This window comes from Micromonospora sp. DT4, from assembly GCF_049841675.1.
Classification (GTDB): domain Bacteria; phylum Actinomycetota; class Actinomycetes; order Mycobacteriales; family Micromonosporaceae; genus Micromonospora.
Map to the genome: position 1 here is coordinate 1 of NZ_JBNCKT010000104.1, position 19,718 is coordinate 19,718.

The following is a 19,718-nucleotide window of genomic DNA, read 5'->3' on the forward strand; positions in this document are numbered from 1 at the left end:
ACATCGTCGCCGCCGCGCTGCACCTGACTCACTTCGAGTACAAATACCTACCTGAAAGTCGCTGAGATCACCTCACTGGTAAACAGTCGGCCAACATCCGCTCGTAGTCGGGCCGACGCTTATTCCACCGACTGCTTGCGCTGATGTCATTATCGAAGCAGCTCGCTACGTACACCAGGTTCAGCCGTTCGTCGAGCGCGTCTAGATCCTCATCCTGTCGAGCAATCCCCAGCTCACAGCCCTCACGGTCGTCGCTGATCCGCCGGTACTTCGCCGCCCGTTCCCGTTCCATGGCCAGACCGTATGATGGATGCCCGTTATCAGGTAACCCGTGGTGTCGCCAGCGCTCAGCCGGGGGCGCGGCAGGCGGCGTCGATGCGGTGCACCGGGCGTACGCGGCGGCCCAGGCCCTCCAGCAGCGAGTCCTCGACGTGGAAGTCGTGGATGCGCAGCCGGTGCCGGGGCAGCTCCTCCTCGCTGGGGCAGAGCACCTGCGCCCGCACGAGGCCGACCGGCACGTACCGGACCCCACCCCGTTCCTGCAAGATCACCATGTTGACGTCGTCGGTGGTCACCACGTGCCCCCGTACGTCCTCGGTCGGGCCGCTCTCGGCACCCACCGTGGTGACCGTGAGCGGCAACACCGGCGTGCTGATCACCGGCAGCGCGGCCCAGGCCAGCATGGCCAGCACCGCCACCTCGGTCACCGATGCCAGCGGACGGATCACCACGCCGGGCAGCGGCCCGGCGATGAACAGCGCCAGCACCGGCGGGACCACCAGAAGCGCCAGCACCAGCAGCTCACGCTGCGCGCCGGCGTCACGCAGGGTGGGCAGCATCAGCCACCCGTACCCGGCGAACAGGGCGGCGATCGCCAACAGCCGGGGTACGACCCATTCGTGCAACCGCTCCGGCCGGAGCTGGAACGCGGCCACAAACGCCGGCAGCAGCAGCGGCAGGTAGAGCAGCGGCCAGGTGAGCAGGGCGAGCAGGAAGCTGGCCAGCACGAACCAGGCCGGGGTGAGGTCCGCCCAGCGGGCGAAGAGTGGGCGGCGTCGGGTGCCCGGAGGCAGACGCTCCACGCTGACGGCCAGCACCGCGCCGAGCGCGAAGACGGCGACCAGCCCGGTGGAGAGCAGTCGGGCCGCGGTGGTCAGGAACCCCGCGAGCAGGTTGACCGTCCCGACGTTCGCGACCAGCAACAGCGTGGTCTGCAGCTCCCCGCCCGCCTCCACGCCGAGCCGGAGCACCGAGAAGATCGCCGGCACGCCCACGACGGCAGTCCAGAACGACTGACTGGCCCGCGCGCGCCGCTCCGTCGGGTCCCACCGCACCGGCACGGCGTCGGCGTCGGCGTCGGCGTCGGCGTCGGCGTCGGCGGCCGATCCGATGGGTTCGGCGCGCGGCCCCACGTCGGGGTTCACCTCGACGTGGTCCGCCGGCACGGACGCGCGAGGCGTCGGGACCGGGCCGTCGGCGCTCGCGTCACCGGTCGCGGTCGGCACCGCGCTCACCGCCGGGGCGCCTTGTCGTCGAAGTCGACCAGCTTCGGTACCTCCAGCGGCTGTGGCTGGCTCTTCTCGGCGCGCAACCACGGGCCCAGGGTCCGGTTGTACGCCGTCTGCCACGGGCTGGCCTGCCCGTTGCGCCCCTGTAGGTAGCTCTTCTGGAGGAAGAACGCGACCAGGTCACGCAGTGCCGGGTCACCGATCGGCACACCGATGCCCAACAGCTCGCTCGTGCCGAAGGGCAGGTCGACGATCTCGAACTCCTTCGGGTACGTGGCGAGGAAGCCCGCGAGGATCGTCTCGTCCGAGCTGACCGCGTCGTACCGGCCGGCGCGGATGCCGGCCACGCAGTCCCAGACGTCCTTCACCACGAACGCCTTGACCTGGTGCTTCTCCAACTCGGCCTCGGTGGTGGAGCCGCCGCTGGTGCAGATCTTGTAGGCCGGGTTCCGCAGGTCCTCGATGGTGCGGATGTCGTCCTTCAGCCGGACCGGTACCAGTACCTCCTGCGTCGTGACGAAGTACGGCCCGGCGAAGCTGACCAGCTTCTTACGCTCCTCGGTCATCGAGAAGCTGGACACCACCAGGTCGACGGTGCCGCCCTGCAGGGCCGGAATCCGGTCCTCGGTGGCCACCGACACGAACTCCAACTGCTGCTCGCCCTCGTAGCCGAGGGAGGCGGCGATGTACCGGCCGATCTCGACGTCGAAGCCGACATGCTGGCCGTTGCTGAGGTCGCCCATCAGCGGCTCGTTGGTGGCGACGCCGATGCGCAGCTTCGACTGACCGTAGATGTGCGACTCGCGCATCTTCTCCTGCACGGACTGCAGGTCCGGCTCCTTACGGCTGTCGCATCCGGCGGCGGCGGCCAGGGTGAGGGTCAGGGCGACCGCCAGCGTCGTCGCGACCGAGCGGAGCCGGGACTGGGGAATGCGTACGTTCATGGGCTACCTCGCTGACGGTTAAGCCTGCGGAACACCGAGAGTAGCGAGAGAAGTCCACTGCGTGTGCATGCCGTTCGGTCACGTCGGCTCGTCCGTTCGATCAACGCCGATCGGCGTGGCGGATCGCCTCTCCGGTTGACAGCGGCCCGGGTCACGACATGCTGGAAGGGTGAATCGACTGTCCAGGATCGATGCGCGGATGGTGGCGGCGGTCACGGCGCCGGGAGCCCTCGCGCTGCTCATCCTGCTGGTCGTCTGGCGCCGGCAGGACCTCGTCGGTGTGGTTCTCGCGCTGCTATGCGTGCTGCTGGCCATGGTCACCGCGGTCGCCGTGTCGGCCGCCCGCCAGCGTGACGAACCGGAGCCGGCGGACCAGCCGAGCCCCACCGGGCCGCCGGACCTGATGCCGTACGGGATCGACGCGGATACGCTCGACGCGCTGGACAGCCGGGACGCGTTGCGTGCGGTGCGTGACCGGGGACGGACGCGCGGCAGGTTCAGCGACCGGTGAGCGTGGGGGCGGTGAGCGCGTCGACGCCCCGTCCCGCCAGACACCGGTAGACCCGGTCGACGTTGCCGTCGACGGGTGGCAGGATCTCCAGGTTCCAGCCGACCGGCTCGGTGATCTCGGTGGTCAGCCGGAACGTCGTCGCGCTGCACACCTGCCGTACCTGCTCGGCGGCGACCACCTCGCCGTAACCCGCGCCAACGAGCGGCACCGGCAGGATGCCCTCGGCGTACGTCTCCCAGGTGTGCCGGCCGTCGCAGGGGACCCGAGCCGCCTCGGCGCGGGCGCCGCGGATGCGTACCGGGCCGAAGCACTCCAACTCGGGCAGGCACCGAGCGCCGCTGGGCAGCGCGGTCGGCGCGCCGGCACCCGCCGAGCAACCGGGCAGCGGCCCGGTCGCCGGTGCCGCAACCCGGGTCACCGAGGGGGACGGGTCGGGCGGCCCGGCACTGCTGGCGATCCAGGCGCCGGTGGTGGCCGAGGCGGCGAGCGCCAGCACGCCCGCGCCTCCGAGGAACCAGCGCCGCCGCCAGCGACGGCCACCGGGAACGCTGGGGCGGGAGTCCTCGACCGGGGGACGGGGGGCGGGCTGACCGGTGCCGTACAGGCCGGACCGGGTCGAGCCACCCCCGATCGGGACGCCGCTGATCGGGACGCCGCTGATCGGGGAGGCCGGGCCGCCGAACGGCAGGGTGGCGAGCAGGTCGTGCAGTTCGAGGGCGGAGGGCCGCTCGCCCGGATCGTTGACCATGCCGAGTCGCAGCACGTCGATCAGCTCGTCCGGCACGCCGGGCAGGCCGGGGATCGGCTGGTTGAACATCTCCAGCACGGTCACCAGGCTGGGATTGCGCTCGGACTGCCATCGTGGCGGTCGGCCGTGCATCACCGCGTAGAGGGTGGCGCAGAGCGCGTACACGTCGACGGCCGGCGACGGCGGGCTGTGGCTGAACATCTCCGGTGGCGCGTACGCCGGGGTGAGCACCTCCAGGGTGACCGAGGCATCCCGCGCCTCGGCCAGCACGGCCAGCCCGAAGTCGGCAAGCACCGCCGAGTTGAAGTGCGAGTAGAGGATGTTCGCGGGCTTCACGTCCCGGTGCAGCACCCCGGCACCGTGCGAGTGGGCCAACGCATCTGCGATCTTGATGCCGAGGTCGCGGGCCTCCACCGGGCCGAGGGGCGAGTTGCGCATCCGCTCGGCGTACGACCCGTCGCAGAGCTCCATGATCAGGTACGGGTGCTGGTCGACGGTGACACCCACGTCGAAGAGGTCCACCACGTGCGGGTGCGACGACATCCGCCCGGCCGCCCGCGCTTCGCGAAGGAAGCGAGCCTGGTCGCGCTCGCTGTCCAGCGTGCGATTTTCGACCTTGACCGCGACCTCGCGGTCGACCGAGATCTGGGTGGCCTGGTAGACGGTCGCGTAACCACCTCGGGCAAATACCCGCAAATCAGTCAGACCGGGCACGATCGGCACCGGCAAGCCGCCGGTCGGGGTGTCGGTCACCGCTCGAAAATACCCAACCCTGCCGGTGGCTCAGCGCGCCGCGTCCGCCGGAGCGGCACCAGTCGCACCGGGCGTCTCCCCGACGGCTTCCGGCGACACGTCGCCGCCAGCCGATGCGGAACCCGCGGAGGCGGCCGGCGCGGGGGCAGCCGACACCGGGGCAGCCGGCGCGGGGGCAGCCGGCGCGGGGGCAGCCGACACGGGGGCAGCCGACACGGGGGTGGCCGACACGGAGACGGGGGCGGCCGGCGCGGCCCGGCGGGCGTCCACGCGGAGTCCGATCGCGGTGACCACCGCGCCGAGCCCTTCCCAGGCGGCCACGCCGAAGAACCGGTCTGGCGCGATGTCGGCCAGCACGGCGATGGTGAACACGGTGAAGGTGACCAACCGGAACACCACCGTGAACCGGTAGAACGCCCGCCACTCGGTCACCGTCGCGAGCAGGTAGTAGACGCCCATGTTGAACGCGGCCATCGACGAGGCCAGCAGGAACGTGCCGGTGTGATCACCGGGGGAACGCGTCGCCGGCACCTCCAACCCGAGCATGCGCAACTGCGCCTCCGGCCAGAGCAGCCCGACGGCACCCATCACGAGCGCGAGAACGCCGAATACCGCGATGGTCCAGCCGGCGACGGAACGCGGCAGCTTCATGGTGAGCCTCCCCCCAGGCACGGCGACGGTCACCACTGTGGACCACGCGCGGTGGTGACACGCTAGCCGCTCCCCGAGACAACCACATCCCCAGAACCGCCAAAACCCACCGAACCCACTAACCCACCCACCCCGCACTCCGCTGATCATGAAGTTATCGCCACCGATGCCGGCGTGTCGGCGCAACAACCTCATGATCACCGGACGGGGAGGGGGCCGGGGGGAGGGGGCGGGTTAGGGGGCTAGGCGTTCTTGTAGGGCTTTGGCGGCCGGTCGTTCGCTGCGCTGTTCGGTGGCGTACGCCAGGCGGACTGCCTCGTCGGCGCAGGACCGCGCCTCGGCCGGGTAGCCGCAGGCCGCCAACGCCTCGGCGAGCACGCTCGCCGCGATCACCTCACTGCGTACGTCCTCGGCCGGTGCGGCGACCGCCCGTCGTGCCCAGTCGAGCGCCTGCTCCCGCTGACCGTGGGCGAGCAGCGCCGACGCGTACCGGGCCATGGTCTGGCGGCGGGACAGGAGCAGGGAGGGCGCGGTGGCGGCGGCCGTCGCCACGGGGGCGAGCAGTCCGACCGCGGTCGCCGGGTCACCGGCCGCCAGTCGGGCGGTGGCCAGCAGCACCCGGGGCGCGACCTGCGCCGGCGCCTGCGGGTTGTGCGGTTCGACGACCGTCAGCACCGCCCGGGCAGCCTGCTCGGCGGTCTCGTGGTCGCCCATGTCCAGCGCCACCGAGCCGCGCAGCGTACCGGCCATTCCGGTGAGCAGCGGGTGTGAGGTCCGATCGGCGTACGCCAGGGCTTCGGTGAGCAGGTCGGCGGCGTGCTCCGGCTCGCCCAGCCCGCGCGCCACGACGGCCCGGACCACCAGCGCGAACCCGCGCCCCCAGTCGTCGGACGCGGCGGCGAACTCGCGGTACGCGCGGCGGGCCTCCCGGTCCGCCTCGGCCAGGTCGCCCAACTCCGCGGTGGCGAACGCCGCGACCGCGCGCAGCGTGCCCACCGCCCACGCCTCGCCGACGCGTTCGCCGAAGGGCAGGAAGACCTGCGCCAGGCGGCACGCCTCGCCCAGCCGGCCGGCGAGCAGCCGGGCGAACGCGGTGGTGCCCCGCAGCCACGCCCGACCGTACGGGTCCTTCAGTTCGGCGAAGAGCCGGGCGGCCCGGCCGAGCACCGCGTCGGTGCCGGCGAAGTCGCCCCGGGTGGTGGTCACCCACGCCAGGTTCTGCAGCGACCAGGCCTGCCCACGCCGATCCTGCGCGCCGAGGCTGACCTGGTACGCGGCGGCCAACCTGCTGCTCGCCTGGCTCAGTCGACCGGCCACGAAGTCACCCATGCCGAGCCGACGCATGGCGGACGCGCGCAGCGTGGGCAGCCCTGATGCGGTGGCCACCTGCAACGCCTCCTGCCAGGCGGCTTCCGCCCGACCCTGGTCACCGAGGTTCTGCTGGGCCTGCCCGGCGAGCAGCAGGGCGCTGGCTCGGGTGCCGTCGTCCCCCGCGTTCGCGGCGATCTTCTCGGCGAAGGCGAGCGCGTCGACGACCCGACCGATCTGTAGCAGCGCGCGGGCGTGCACCACCCGGTCGTCACCCGGCACCCCGTCGCGGGACAGCTCGCTGGCGCGTTCGGCGTACTCGACGGCGAGTGCGGGCTCCCCGGCGGACAGCGACCGACGGGCGGCCCGGCCGAGCGCGGCGAGCCCGAGTGGGACCACGGCGCGGGCCGGCGCGTCCGGTCGCAGCTTCACCGCGTCGGCGAGCGCGGCAGCCCGCTGGACGTGGGCGGCGACGAAGTCGCCGCGTGCCTCGTCGGTGAAACCAGCCACCGCGCCCCCGTCGGCCGGCGCGGCCCAGCGGGCCAGCGCGGCGTGCCGCTCGGCCAGCTCGGCCTTGCTCACCCCGGCGTACGCGGCCTCGCGCATGAGCGGGGTGGCGAACGCGTACCCGGCGCGGGTGCGGTGCAGCATGCGGCGTTGCAGCAGCTCCTCGACGGCCCGGTCGAACTCCAGGGCGACCACCGCCGACGGTCTACCGTCTCGGCCGGCCCGCTGCTCACGAAGGGCTTCGAGCGCGCCGGTCGGCACGGTGTCGCCGACGACGGCGGCGTCGCGCAGCACGGAGCGGGCGTCCGGTGGCAGCGCGTCGATCCGGGCGGCGAGGACGGCCGCGAGGTCCCGGGAGAGCAGCCGACTGCCCAGCGAGCCGGGTACCAGCCGCCAGCCGGACGAGTCCTGGCCCCGCGTGCCGGCGGCGGTGGTCAGCGCGCCGCGCTCGATCAGCAGGGTGACCAGCTCGGCCAGGTAGAACGGGTTGCCCTGGGCGGTGGCGAGCAGCCGGTCCGCGTCGGCCGGCGGCAACTTCCCGCCGCCGAGGTAGCTGGTGAGCAGGCGGGCGGCGTCGGCGCCCCGCAGCGGTGGCAGGGAGTGCACCTCGGCGTCCGCGACGCGGGTCAACGCACCGGCGGTACGGACCAGCTCGGGGCGCCCGAGCAGCAGGACGAGCACCGGGCCGGTCAGTCGGGACAGGGTCAGCCCGAGGACGCTGATGGTCTCGGCGGTCGCGTCGTGCAGGTCGTCCACCACGATCACCAGCGGCGCTTCCGCGGCGAGCCCGCTGAGCAGGTCGGCTACGGCGTTCGGCACCGCCTCGGCGTCGGCGGCGGGCGCGCCCCACTCGCCGTTGTCGGTGGCGCCGTGCGCGGGCAGTTCGGCGTAGCCGAGCAGGGCGAGCAGTTGGTCGTTGGCGATCGGTGCCGTCTCACCGGTGCGGGCGAGCCGCTGACCGAGTCGTCGCAGCCGCTCCTCCACGGCCGGTCGGGTCAGCGCGGTGGCCGCGTCGGTGGGTAGACCGACCGCGGCACGGACCAGGTCGGCCAACGGTGCGAGCCGACGCCGCTCACCGAAGGCGGCGCAGTGCACCGACAGCACCCGCGCGCCGGTGTGCGCCGCGTACCGGCCGGCGCCCACGTCGTACCCGGCCGCGAGGCGCTCGACCTCGGCGGCGAACCGGGACTTGCCGATGCCCGCCTCGGCGGTCATCAGCAGCACACGGGGGTCACCCTGGTCGATTACCTCGGCGAGCCGGCCGGCGACCCGCCCGATCTCGGTCTCCCGACCCACGTAGGGCGCCTCGTCGCCGAGACCCGAGCGGGTGCCCGGCGCGTCCAGCAGGCCCAGCAGCTCGTACGCCTCGACCGGCTCCCGCTTCCCCTTGAGCCGCAGCGGGCGCAGCGCCCGCCACGAGGCGACGTGCCGGGTGGCGGCGGCGGTGCGTCCGCCGGCGTAGACCGCGCCCACGGCGGCGGCGTCGGCCAGCCGGGCGGCGGTGTTCACCGTGTCGCCGATGACCGTGTACTCGATGGCGGCCTGGATGCCCGCGATGACGTCGCCGGTGTTCAAGCCGACCCGCAGGCCGAGCGGCGCGCCGCCACCGCGCTCGTCGTCGAGCACCCGGCGCACGGCCCGCTGCATCGATAGGGCGGCCCGCACGGCGCGTTCGGCGTCGTCCTCGTGCGCCACCGGAGCGCCGAAGACCGCCATGATCCCGTCGCCGGTCAATTTGTCGACGTGCCCGCCGAAGGTCTTCACCGCGCCGGCCAGGGCCGCGAGGACCCGGTCGGTGACCGCGCCCACGCGTTCCGGGTCGAGGTCCTCCGACCAGGAGGTGAACTCGGAGAGGTCACCGAAGAGTACGGTGACGACCCGACGCTCGGCTGCCGGCAACGTCGCGGCGGCCGGCAGCGCGGCACCGCAGTTGTGGCAGAACCGTGCGCCGGGGACAGCGACTGTTCCGCACACCGGGCAGGTCACATGTGCTCCAACCCACTGACCCCCGGCGCGGATTCCCCGGTGTCGACGCCCAGATACTCCAGCTGGGCACGTACCGACCATTCCGCCGCCCACCAGAGTGAGCGGTCGACGTCCGCGTAGACGGCCGCGACCACGTCGGTGGGCGTCCGCGCGCCGGCCGCGACCGCCGCGCGGACCTGGTCGAGCCGGACCCGACGGTGGTCGAGGTAGAACGACGCGGCGGCGGCGCAGTCGGCCAGCGCCGGGCCGTGCCCGGGCAGCGCGGGAATTCCGGAGTACGCGGACAGCAGCTCCAGGCTGCCGAGGTAGTCACCGAGGTGCCCGTCGGGGTGGGCCACCACGGTGGTGCCCCGACCGAGGATGGTGTCGCCGGTGAGCACCACCCGCTCGTCGTCGTGCTCGACGAGGAAGCAGACCGAGTCGGCGGTGTGCCCGGGGGTGGACAGCAGCCGGATGCCGAGACTCTCGTCGAGCACGGTGTCGGCGTTCAACGGCGTCCCGCCGATGGTGTGCGCCGGGTCGGCGGCGAGGACGGGTACGCCGCCGAGCAGCTCGCCGAGCCTCGGGGCGCCCTCGGTGTGGTCGACGTGGCCGTGGGTGATCAGGATCAGGCCGATCGGGCCGCTTGCCGCGATCCGCTTCAGGTGCCCCTCGTCGGCCGGTCCCGGGTCGACCACCACGGCGTACTCGGCCTGTGGCGCGCGCAGGACCCACGTGTTGGTGCCGTCGAGAGTCATCGGCCCTGGATTGGGCGCGCGCAGCAACGAAACCCAGGTCGGCAGCTCCTCGGCCAACGCCGCCGCCCCCGTCGAGTGCCCGCTCATGGCTGCGATCGTACGACCCCGCCCACCACTCCCCGCGATCTTGCACTTCCTGCTGCTACTTCGTGCCTGTTCACGGCATTCGTCGGGGCAGAAAGGGCAAGATCGCGGGCGGGGCAGTGCGCGCGGGGCTGACGGGTCAGGCGACCTCGACGATCAACTCGATCTCCACCGGGGCGTCCAGGGGGAGTTCGGCCACGCCTACCGCGCTTCTCGCGTGGCGGCCGGCCTCGCCGAAGACGGTGCCGAACAGATCGGAGGCACCGTTGATCACCGCCGGCTGGCCGATGAACCCGGGGGCCGAGGCCACGAAACCGGTCAGCTTGACCACCTTGACCACGTTCTCCAGGCCGACCAGCGAGTCGACTGCCGCCAACGCGTTGAGCGCGCACCGCTGGGCGAGATCCTTCGCCTGCTCGGCGGAGATCCCGGCGCCGACCTTGCCGGTCGCCAGGAGCTTGCCCTCGGCGATGGGCAACTGGCCGGAGACGTACACGTGCTGCCCGGACTGCACGGCCGGGACGTAGCTGGCCACCGGTGGGACCACGTCGGGCAGTTCGAGGCCCAGCTCGGCGAGCTTGGCGTGGGGACCGTTGCTCATCGCATCACCTCTTCGTTCGCGATCACGGAACGTCGCGCCGGACTTCCCGCGCTCACGCCTTGGGCCGCTTCAGGTACGCCACCAGCTGATCCGGGTTCGGGCCGGGGACCACGGCGACGAGTTCCCACCCGTCCTCTCCCCAGTTGTCGAGGATCTGCTTGGTCGCGTGGACCAGCAGAGGGACCGTGGAATATTCCCACTTCTGCATCGCTGGAGGGCTCCCTCGTGGTGCGGACTTCGTCGAGGCACAGCCTACGGTCCGCTGGCCGGACGAGGCGCGGGACGCTGCTCCGGCGTGGCCGGCAACTCTCCACAGGGCCCCTCGTGCCCGTACCCCTGGGGACAGCGCGAACGGTCGGGCAGCAACAGGTCGCAGAAGACCCGGTGCCTGTTGTTCTGGTCGTCCGCGTTGGACACGGTCGTCTCACCCGCGTCCAGCTCCGGCAGGAAGCCCAGCGACACCGCGACCCGGCCGGCCAGCACGGTCGCCGCCGCCAGGTCGGGCACCCGGATCGGCAGGTGGATGACGAAGCCCGGCTCGTCGTCGTCCCGCAGGCGCTCGACCGGTCGGTTCGACGCCCGGATCAGCTCCGGCGGCTCCGGAACCCGACGGTACGACCGCTCGTTGATGGGCAGGTTGCCGAGGAGCCCGCCGGTGGGCTCACCCGCCGACCCGATCCGCCGTTGCCGGTCGTTCGTCGGGAACTGGATGCGAGGGATGTTGTTCGCGTCGCGCATGAACTGCCTCCGGTCGTACCTCTCGGATCACGCTTCCGGTCGGGATCAACCAACCGTTCCGGTCCCCCGTACCGGGACGAAGGTAGGTCCGCGGGGGCGGTCCCGCCAACAGGACGCGCACCATCAGTCACCCCCAGTCACATATTTGACAGACTTCGGGCAGGAATCCCGACTGCGGTGATGTCACTGTCCGGCTCCTCCGGGTCGATGAGTGACGTACGGCGCGGTAGGGGCGACACCGAACCGACGGTTGGCCGCTACCCTTCCGGTCGGACGGTCGCGCAGCGCCCGGCCGCCCGCTCGATCTCGCTCGGCGCCAGGGGTGGCGGCCGGGCGCCGCACCCCCGGGGGAACGAGATGACCCAACCGCCCAGCGGCGACCAGGCCGGCCCGAGCGCTCTTCCGCCGGCACACCCGGACGCCGCCGGCCAGCCCGAGGCGCAGGCCGTCCCCGGGCAGTCCGACCCGACGGCCGCCACGGAGGAATCCGGCGCACCGACCGGCCAGGAGCGGCCCGCCGCGCCGACCGCCCCCGGTCAGCCGGCCATCCCCGCCCAGCCCGGCCCGTCGACCCAGCTCGGCCAGCCCGCCGGGGCCAGCCAGCCGGCCCTCCCCAGCCAGCCCGCCGGGGCCAGCCAGCCCGCCTTCCCTGGACAGCCCGCCTTCCCTGGACAGATCGCCGGGTCCGGCCAGCCAACCCCTCCCGGCCAGCCCACCTCCGCCGGTCAGCCCGGGTCGGGGGCGCTCCCCGCGCAGCCCGGGGTGCCGGCCCAGCCCGCCCCGCCCGGCGGCGTCCCGCAGGCCGCGGACCCGGCCGGCACTCCGGCGGTCCCCGTCTCCCCGGGCGCGATCCCGCCACCTCCGCCCGGCTACCCGCCGTACGCGGGCACCGCCGAGCCGAAGAAGAAGCGCGGCCTGCTGATCGCCCTCATCGCGCTGGCCGTGATCATGGTGCTCTGCGTGGGCGGTGGGGTAGTGACGTTCCTGACCCTGCGCAACGCCGAGTCGGGCGAGGGCGCGAAGGAGCCGGCGGTCGCCGTGGACGAGTTCCTCACCGCCGTCTACAAGGATCGGGACGCCACCAAGGCCGCCGAGCACGTCTGCGCCGCCTCGCGCGACGACAAGAAGATCGCCGCCAAGGTGGCCGAGGTGCAGAAGTACGCCTCCGCGTACCAGAACCCCCGGTTCAAGTGGACCACCCCGAAGGTCGACAACCAGACCGGCGACCGGGCCACCGTCTCCACGCGGATCACCATGACCACTGCCGACGAGAAGGTGGCCGACCAGGACCTGCGCTTCACCGTGGTGCAGAAGACGGGTTGGTGGGTCTGCGAGGTCGCCTGACCCGCCACCCTGGATAGGCTCGACGGGTGCGTGCACCTGAGCGGCCGTCCGACCCGGCCGGTACCGGATGGTCGGCCCGCCTCCACGTCGTCACCGGCAAGGGCGGCACCGGCAAGACCAGCGTGGCGGCGGCGCTGGCCCTGGCGCTGGCCGCCGGTGGCCGGCGCACCCTGCTGGTGGAGGTCGAGGGCCGGCAGGGCATCGCCCAGCTCTTCGGTCTCGACCCGCTGCCGTACGAGGAGCGGCACCTCGCCGACGCCCCGGACGGCGGTGAGGTGCGCGCGCTCGCGGTGGACGCCGAGGAGGCCCTGCTCGAGTACCTGGACATGTTCTACAAGCTCGGGGCGGCAGGGCGGGCGCTGCGCAAGCTCGGTGCCATCGACTTCGCGACCACCATCGCCCCGGGGCTGCGGGACGTGCTGCTCACCGGCAAGGTGAAGGAGGCCACCACCCGCACCTCGGGGCAGCGGCGCGCGTACGACGCCGTGGTGCTGGACGCGCCGCCCACCGGTCGGATCGGCCGTTTCCTCAACGTCACGGCCGAGACCGCCCGGCTCGCCAAGGTCGGCCCGATCAAGACCCAGAGCGAGGGGGTCTCCGCGCTGCTGCGCTCCCCCATGACCGCGGTTCACGTGGTCACGCTCCTGGAGGAGATGCCGGTGCAGGAGACGGTGGACGCCATCGCCGACCTGACCTCCCTCGGCTTCGGCATCGGGAAGGTGATCGTCAACGGTGCCCGACCCCCGCTGTCGGCGGGCCCGGCGGTCACCGCCGCGGAACTGCGGCGCGGTCTGGTCGCCGCCGGACTGCCGGCGGATCGGGACATCGTGGCCGGGTTGCACGACGAGGCACGGGACCAGCTCATCCGGCGCGAACTGGAGGATTCGCTCCGCGCCGACCTGGTGGAGCTGGGGCTGCCGATGGTCGAGCTGCCGTTGCTGCCCGACGGGGTGGACCGGGCAGGTCTCGCGACCCTGGCCCAGGCCCTCGTCAGCGCCGATTGACTCACACCTGAGCTCAGCACGGGCGCGTGGACCGACGCGGCCCGATACGCTCGAATGGTGCCTTCCGAAGACGCGGCGCCGCAGCTGGACGTCGACCAGATCCTCGCCGACCCGGGCGTACGGATCGTCGTGTGCTGCGGTGCCGGCGGGGTGGGAAAGACGACCACGGCCGCGGCGCTGGCGCTGCGGGCTGCCGAACAGCACGGCCGCCGCACGGTGGTGCTCACCATCGACCCGGCCCGTCGGCTCGCCCAGTCGCTGGGCCTGACGGAGCTGGACAACACGCCCCGCCAGGTCAAGGGCATCGACGTCGAGGCCAGCGGCGGTGAGCTGCACGCCATGATGCTGGACATGAAGCGCACCTTCGACGACGTGGTGCTCCAGCACACCGACCCGACGAAGGCCGCGGAGATCTTCGCGAACCCGTTCTACCAGGCCATGAGTTCGACGTTCGCCGGCACGCAGGAATACATGGCGATGGAGAAGCTGGGCCAGTTGCACGCCCGCGGCGAGTGGGACCTGATCGTGGTGGACACTCCGCCGTCCCGCTCGGCGCTGGATTTCCTGGACGCGCCGGCCCGGCTCTCCCGCTTCCTCGACGGTCGGATGCTGCGCCTGCTGCTGGCACCGGCACGCAGCGGCGGCCGGAGCATGTTCAGCCTGGTCACGGCCTCGTTCGGGATGTTCTCGAAGGTGGTACAGAAGGTGCTCGGGGCGCAACTGCTCACCGACCTGTCCGGCTTCGTGGCCGCACTGGATTCGATGTTCGGCGGCTTCCGGCAGCGTGCCGAGCAGACGTACCGCATCCTGCAGGCGCGGGAGACGGCCTTCGTGCTGGTCGCGGCGCCCGAGCCGGACGCGGTCCGGGAGGCCGCCTACCTCGCGGGCCGGCTGCGCGAGGAGAAGATGCCGCTGGCCGGCCTGGTGCTCAACCGCGTGCACCGACCGGCGGTTCCGGAGCTGGACGCCGAGCGGAGTCGGGTCGCCGCGGAGCGGCTGGCCGAGCTGGGTGGGCACGAGGCCACCGCCGACGTGCTGCGGGCGCACGCCGCGCTGGCTCGTCAGGCGGTACGCGAGCAGCAGGTCGCCGCGCGGTTCACCGAGGCGTTCCCGGCGGTGCCGGCGGTGTCGGTGACGGCACAGCCCGCCGACGTGCACGACGTCGACGGGCTACGGACGATCGGCGCGGCGATCAGCCGGTCGTGAGCGGCATCAGGTTGCCGAGGTGACGAGGATCTTGTCCTTGCCCGCCTTGTCCTTGCTGTTCTTCTTCATCGCTGCCTCGAACATCTTGCGCCAGCTCGTCACCTGGGGGTGACGACGCAGCAACGCCCGGCGTTCGCGTTCGGTCATACCGCCCCACACACCGAACTCGATCCGGTTGTCCAGCGCGTCGGCCAGGCACTCGTACCGAACTGGGCAGCTCCGGCAGATCCGCTTGGCCACGTTCTGTTCGGCGCCCTGTACGAACAACGCGTCCGGGTCCCCGTTCTGACATGCCGCCAGTGACGGCCAGTCAGTGATCATGCCCATGTGTACTCGTCCCCCCTTGCAGTACCTACCGACCTCGTTGCACGGCAGCCGGCAATTTCCCCCCGATCGCCCGGCCCGCCTTCCCCAAGGCGGTGCGGACGACATGTGGCGCTGTCGCCGCCATCATCATGCTCTGTAGTCGACTGATTACGCAACGTTGTCGGCGAAATCCATCATTCCGGACACTCCCGGCTTCCCGGGCGCTCGACCGCCGGTTACCCCGCCGAGGTCGGCGAAAACGCTGCGAGGCCTCCGCCGAACGGAGGAGACTCACGCCAAGTCACACGCAACCTCGTACCGGGGGTCATGCGTTTAGCACAACGAGGGCAGCGCGCGCAGGAAATGGGGAAACAACGCCCATGCGCCCCTCGTTCCCTACTCGCGTACCATGCCGAGGTGACCTGGATGCGGAAACGTGACCACAATGTGCTGACCAACGCCGCATCGCTGCTCATATGTGGCCTGCTGGCTGGCGTGGTGGTCGCTGCGGCGGCCTTCCCCGCGGTGGCGATGTCCGGACTGGCCGCGAAGGCCGGCGCCGAGACATTCGGCAACCTGCCCACGGAGCTGACGGTGGCCCGCGCGCCACAGATCAGCTACCTGCTGGCGTCGGACGGCAAGACACCGCTGGCGACGATGTACGACGAGAACCGCCGCGACGTGAAACTCGCCGACATCTCGCCGTACATGATCAAAGCCATCATCGCTGCGGAGGACCACGACTTCTACAAGCACAACGGCGTCGACATCAACGGTGTCGCCCGCGCGTTCGTCAACAACCAGAGCGAGGGCGCCGGCCGCCAGGGCGCCTCGACGCTGACCATGCAGTACGTCCGGCTGGCCATCGCCTACTCGGCCACCCACCCGGCCGACGTGGTCGCGGCGACCGAGGACACCAGCGCCCGCAAGCTCCGCGAGATGCGGCTGGCCCTGCAGGTCGACAAGGAGTTCTCCAAGGACGAGATCCTGACCCGCTACCTCAACCTCGCCTCGTTCGGCAACGGCGCGTACGGCATCTACGCCGCCAGCCAGGTCTACTTCGGCAAGCCGCCGAGCAAACTCAAGATCGAGGAAGCGGCGCTGCTGGCCGGCATGGTCAAGGCCCCGACGACGAACGACCCGACCACCAAGAGCGGTTACCCGCTGGCGTTGGACCGGCGTAACTACGTCATCCAGAACATGGTCGACATCAAGGCCATCACCCAGCAGGAGGCCGACGCCGCCAAGGCGGTCAAGCTGAAGGTGCAGGACAAGCGCACCCCGAACGGCTGCGTCGCGACCAACGTCAACGAGTGGGGCTTCTTCTGCGACTACTTCTACCGCTGGTGGATGCAGCAGGAGACGTTCGGTTCGACCTCGTACGACCGTGAGCGGCGGCTCAAGAGCGGCGGCTACACCGTCGTGACGTCGATCGACATCCAGGCGCAGCGGGGCGCGGACAAGGCGGTCCGTAAGGCCAAGAGCGTGAACAGCAAGGAAGCCGCCATGGTCGCCGTGGTCGAGCCCGGCACGGGCCGGGTGCGGGCGCTGGCGGTCAACCGGCAGTTCAAGCTGGACGACCCGAAGAACCCCAAGAACAAGATCTCCAGCGATCCGGCGAAGAGCAAGCGGGGCATCAGGGGCAACTACCCGGCGACGGTCAACCCGCTGATCACCGGCGGCGACGGCATCGCCGGCTACCAGGCCGGCTCGACCTTCAAGATCTTCACGATCGCCGCGGCCGTGGAGGAGGGCGTGCCGCTCAGCTACACCTTCAACGCGCCGCAGCAGTTCAAGTCGGAGTACATCATCGACAGCAGCAGCCCGGCGGCCTGCCCCGGCACCCACTTCTACTGCCCGACCAACTCCGGCCTGCAGGCCGGCGGTGTCCAGAACATGTGGAGCGCGTTCGCCCAGTCGACCAACACCTACTTCGTGCCGCTGCAGCAGCAGGTCGGCGCGGAGAACGTGGTCGACGTCGCGAAGCGGGCCGGCATCCAGTTCCGGGCCAGCAACGACGCCAGCTTCGCCGCCACCAAGGAAGCAGCGCACCAGTGGGGTGCCTTCACCCTGGGCGTCTCCGCCACCACTCCGCTGGACCTGGCCAACGCGTATGCGACCTTCGCGGCGGACGGCAAGTACTGCGAGCCGATCCCGGTGCAGGAGATCCGCGACCCCGAGGGCAAGAAGTTGGACATCGCCAACCCGCGCTGCGAAAAGCGGTTCAGCACCGAGGTGGCCCGCGCCGCCGTCGACGCCGCCCGCTGCCCGGTCGGCGACAACTCCAAGACCAGCAAGTGCGGCAGCAGCCGTACGGCCGCCGCGGTGAAGGGCATCATCGACGCGCCGGTGGCGGGCAAGACGGGCACCACCGACTCGGAGAAGACGGCCGCCATCGTCGTGATGACCAAGCAGTACTCGGTGGCCGGCATCATGGCCGACCCGGACTGGCCGCAGACGAACGTCAAGATGAAGCACTCCGAGAAGGACGGCATCAACCCGCCGGTGTACGAGACGCTGCGGGACGCCATGAAGGGCAAGCCGCGCATCAACTTCGAACCCCCGGGCCAGAAGATCTCCGAGGGTGACCAGCGCAGCATTCCCGACGTGAAGTGCCAACCGGTGGACACCGCGAAGTCCCGGATCAAGGGCGCGGGCTTCGAGCCGGTCGTCTCCGAGGCGAAGGTGGCGTCCAGCTGCCCGGCGGGCACCGCCGCCGGCACCAGCCCCGACGGGCGCACCATCAAGGGCGGTGTGGTCACCATCCAGGTCAGCACCGGCGCCGGCGGCACCCCGCCGGGCAGCAACAAGCCGGGACAGCCCGGCAACACGCCCGGCCGGCCCGGTAACCGTCCGGGCGGCTGAGGCACCAACGGCACACGCGAACGGGCGGGCACCCTCTGTGGGGGTGCCCGCCCGTTTCGTCTAGTGGAACCGGAGCCGCGTGGCGGATCAGAGGCCGAGCTGTCGGCGTACCTCGGCAGCCACCCGACCACCCTCGGCCTGGCCGGCCACCGCGGCCTGGGCCGCCTTCATGGCCGGGCCCATCTGGGCCTTGCCGGTGAAGCCGCCCACGGCGAGCGCCCCCGCGACCAGGTCGGTCAGCTCGGCGTCGGAGAGCTGCTTGGGCAGGTAGCGGTCCAGCACCTCGCCCTCGGCGGTCTCCTTCGCGGCCTGCTCGGCGCGGCCCGCGTCGGCGAAGGCCGTGGCCGCCTCCCGGCGCTTCTTGGCCTCCTTGGTCAACACCGCGAGCACCTCGTCGTCGGTGAGCTCGCGCTTGGCTTTGCCGGCCACCTCGGCGGTGCCGACGGCGGCCAGGGCCATCCGCAGCGTGGAGGTGGTCAGCTCGTCGCGCGCCTTGAGCGCGGAACGCATGTCGGCGGTGAGGCGGTCCTTCAGCGTGCTCATGGACGGTCAAACTACCCTGAACGTCATGCGAAAGCGCACACTATTCCGCCTCGCCGCCGGAACCGCAGCGGTCGGAGCGACCACCCTCGCGTACGCGTCGCTCGTCGAGCGCAACATGTTCACCCTGCGGCGGTACGACGTACCGATGCTGCCGGCCGACGCGGAGCCGCTGCGCGTGCTGCACCTGTCGGACCTGCACATGATGCCCGACCAGGCCCGCAAGCAGCGCTGGGTGGCGTCGCTGGCCGCCCTCGACCCCGACCTGGTGGTGGTGACCGGCGACAACATGGCACACCCCGGGGCGGTACCGGGTGTGCTGCGGGCGCTGCAACCGCTGCTGGACCATCCCGGCGCGTTCGTGTTCGGCTCCAACGACTACACCGGGCCGGTGCTCAAGAACCCCTTCACCTACTTCCTGCCCGACCGGGAGTACACCGAGGGCGTCGAATTGCCCTACGAGGAGCTGCGCCAGGTCTTCACCGGCGCCGGCTGGGCCGACCTGAACAACGCCCGGACGAGCCTCAAGGCCGGGGGTCGGGAGCTGGACCTCGTCGGCGTCGACGACCCCCACATCGAGCGCGACGACTACCCGGCCGTGTCGGGCCGGGTGGCCTCCTCCGCCGACCTGTCCATCGCCGTGACGCACTCCCCCGAGCCGCGGGTGCTCGACCAGATGGCCGCCGACGGCTTCGGCCTCCTGCTGGCCGGGCACACCCACGGCGGGCAGGTCTGCGTGCCGGGGTACGGGGCGCTGGTCACCAACTGCGGCCTGCCGCGTTCGATGGCGCGCGGTCTGCACCGGTGGCCGGGCTCGGACTCCTGGCTGCACGTCTCCGCCGGCCTCGGCACCCACCCGACCGCCCCGATCCGCTTCGCCTGCCCACCGGAGGCGAGCATCCTGACCCTCATCCCGCGCTGACCGCACGGGCCGCGCGCCCGGGCCCAAGATCCGCGCAATATCGCGGCGTGGCAGTTGTGCGGATCTTGGCGGCTCTGGACGCGGTGCGGCCGGGCCGGGCGGCGGGGGTACCGAGTTTGACCATCGGAGCGGGTGGGCTACTATTTGTCGGCACGCCTCGGGGTGTGGCGCAGCTTGGTAGCGCGCTTCGTTCGGGACGAAGAGGTCGTCGGTTCGAATCCGGCCACCCCGACCAGAGGTAAGGCCAGTTCAGGGCCGGTTTCCCGCAAAGGGAACCGGCCCTGAACTGTCTCCCGAGAGTGCCCGTGGGAGAAATCTGGGAGAAAATCTTGAAAAGCGTCTCCCAGAGTCCTCTACGCAGGCACCTTCAACAGCCGGTCTAGGGCCTGTCTTGTGGATCATGGTTGGTGGGGTAGGAACATCACGGGTGTCCGGAGTGTTACCCGAGCGCTATG

Annotated in this window: 17 protein-coding genes, 1 tRNA gene and 1 pseudogene; 7 read left to right on the forward strand and 12 right to left on the reverse strand. The window is 71.6% G+C overall.

All coding sequences use genetic code 11. The features are described 5' to 3' along the window. Positions 1-67: 67 nt before the first annotated feature. From ACLQ24_RS23405 to ACLQ24_RS23415, 3 genes are read right to left on the reverse strand one after another with little or no spacing between them, the layout of a single operon-like run. Positions 68-292 (reverse strand): hypothetical protein, encoded by a 225-nt coding sequence (locus ACLQ24_RS23405; RefSeq protein WP_425893855.1) that lies wholly within the window; start codon positions 290-292, stop codon positions 68-70. Between the two features lie 55 nt (positions 293-347). Continuing rightward, entirely contained in the window at positions 348-1,505 is a 1,158-nt protein-coding gene (locus ACLQ24_RS23410) for a hypothetical protein (protein WP_425893856.1), read from the reverse strand. A 5-nt stretch (positions 1,506-1,510) separates the two neighbouring features. Next, positions 1,511-2,452, reverse strand: coding sequence for a transporter substrate-binding domain-containing protein (locus ACLQ24_RS23415; protein ID WP_425893857.1), 942 nt, complete (start codon positions 2,450-2,452; stop codon positions 1,511-1,513). Positions 2,453-2,621: 169 nt separating this feature from the next. Here ACLQ24_RS23415 and ACLQ24_RS23420 point away from each other — a divergent pair, with 169 nt between their 5' ends. Then, positions 2,622-2,963, forward strand: a complete 342-nt coding sequence (locus ACLQ24_RS23420) for a hypothetical protein (RefSeq protein WP_425893858.1) — start codon at positions 2,622-2,624, stop codon at positions 2,961-2,963. On the opposite strand, the gene ACLQ24_RS23425 is transcribed toward ACLQ24_RS23420, so the two are convergent. The 7 genes and pseudogenes from ACLQ24_RS23425 to ACLQ24_RS23455 form a co-directional block, all read right to left on the reverse strand. Next, positions 2,950-4,464: a serine/threonine-protein kinase gene (locus ACLQ24_RS23425; RefSeq protein WP_425893859.1), complete on the reverse strand. Its 1,515-nt coding sequence runs from the start codon at positions 4,462-4,464 to the stop codon at positions 2,950-2,952. The genes ACLQ24_RS23420 and ACLQ24_RS23425 overlap by 14 nt on opposite strands. Before the next feature lie 204 nt (positions 4,465-4,668). Beyond that, positions 4,669-5,115, reverse strand: a pseudogene (locus ACLQ24_RS23430) (hypothetical protein); the annotation flags it as partial. A gap of 234 nt (positions 5,116-5,349) precedes the next feature. Then, positions 5,350-8,916 carry an adenylate/guanylate cyclase domain-containing protein gene (locus ACLQ24_RS23435; protein WP_425893860.1) on the reverse strand — a complete coding sequence of 1,189 codons (3,567 nt, stop codon included), beginning with the start codon at positions 8,914-8,916 and terminating at the stop codon, positions 5,350-5,352. Next, positions 8,913-9,740 (reverse strand): MBL fold metallo-hydrolase, encoded by an 828-nt coding sequence (locus ACLQ24_RS23440; protein WP_425893861.1) that lies wholly within the window; start codon positions 9,738-9,740, stop codon positions 8,913-8,915. The genes ACLQ24_RS23435 and ACLQ24_RS23440 overlap by 4 nt, the downstream gene beginning before the upstream one ends. Positions 9,741-9,876: 136 nt before the next feature. After that, the gene (locus ACLQ24_RS23445; RefSeq protein WP_007466196.1) at positions 9,877-10,338 is read right to left on the reverse strand and encodes a RidA family protein; all 462 of its coding nucleotides are present in this window, start codon (positions 10,336-10,338) and stop codon (positions 9,877-9,879) included. A 52-nt stretch (positions 10,339-10,390) separates the two neighbouring features. After that, on the reverse strand, positions 10,391-10,546 hold the full coding sequence (locus ACLQ24_RS23450) for a DUF4177 domain-containing protein (RefSeq protein WP_007466198.1): 156 nt from the start codon (positions 10,544-10,546) through the stop codon (positions 10,391-10,393). A 44-nt stretch (positions 10,547-10,590) separates the two neighbouring features. Next, positions 10,591-11,076, reverse strand: a complete 486-nt coding sequence (locus ACLQ24_RS23455) for a hypothetical protein (RefSeq protein ID WP_425893862.1) — start codon at positions 11,074-11,076, stop codon at positions 10,591-10,593. A 762-nt stretch (positions 11,077-11,838) separates the two neighbouring features. Here ACLQ24_RS23455 and ACLQ24_RS23460 point away from each other — a divergent pair. From ACLQ24_RS23460 to ACLQ24_RS23470, 3 genes are read left to right on the forward strand one after another with little or no spacing between them, the layout of a single operon-like run. Then, positions 11,839-12,420, forward strand: a complete 582-nt coding sequence (locus tag ACLQ24_RS23460; protein WP_425893868.1) for a hypothetical protein — start codon at positions 11,839-11,841, stop codon at positions 12,418-12,420. 26 nt (positions 12,421-12,446) lie between these two features. Further along, on the forward strand, positions 12,447-13,424 hold the full coding sequence (locus ACLQ24_RS23465) for an ArsA-related P-loop ATPase (protein ID WP_425893863.1): 978 nt from the start codon (positions 12,447-12,449) through the stop codon (positions 13,422-13,424). Positions 13,425-13,478: 54 nt separating this feature from the next. Beyond that, positions 13,479-14,630, forward strand: coding sequence for an ArsA family ATPase (locus ACLQ24_RS23470; RefSeq protein WP_425893864.1), 1,152 nt, complete (start codon positions 13,479-13,481; stop codon positions 14,628-14,630). Between the two features lie 6 nt (positions 14,631-14,636). On the opposite strand, the gene ACLQ24_RS23475 is transcribed toward ACLQ24_RS23470, so the two are convergent. Continuing rightward, positions 14,637-14,957, reverse strand: a complete 321-nt coding sequence (locus ACLQ24_RS23475) for a WhiB family transcriptional regulator (RefSeq protein WP_355238676.1) — start codon at positions 14,955-14,957, stop codon at positions 14,637-14,639. 405 nt (positions 14,958-15,362) lie between these two features. On the opposite strand from ACLQ24_RS23475, the gene ACLQ24_RS23480 reads away from it, so the two are divergent. Then, complete coding sequence (locus ACLQ24_RS23480; protein ID WP_425893865.1) at positions 15,363-17,801, forward strand: penicillin-binding protein; 2,439 nt, start codon at positions 15,363-15,365, stop codon at positions 17,799-17,801. A gap of 87 nt (positions 17,802-17,888) precedes the next feature. Here the strand turns inward: ACLQ24_RS23480 and ACLQ24_RS23485 are convergent, their stop codons facing one another. Beyond that, positions 17,889-18,344 carry a GatB/YqeY domain-containing protein gene (locus ACLQ24_RS23485; protein ID WP_425893866.1) on the reverse strand — a complete coding sequence of 152 codons (456 nt, stop codon included), beginning with the start codon at positions 18,342-18,344 and terminating at the stop codon, positions 17,889-17,891. 25 nt (positions 18,345-18,369) lie between these two features. Between ACLQ24_RS23485 and ACLQ24_RS23490 the strand changes: the two genes are divergently transcribed. Together ACLQ24_RS23490 and ACLQ24_RS23495 are read left to right on the forward strand one after the other, a co-directional pair. Next, entirely contained in the window at positions 18,370-19,263 is an 894-nt protein-coding gene (locus tag ACLQ24_RS23490; protein ID WP_425893867.1) for a metallophosphoesterase, read from the forward strand. Positions 19,264-19,421: 158 nt separating this feature from the next. Beyond that, a tRNA-Pro gene (locus ACLQ24_RS23495) sits at positions 19,422-19,498 on the forward strand. The last annotated feature ends 220 nt before the right edge of the window (positions 19,499-19,718 follow it).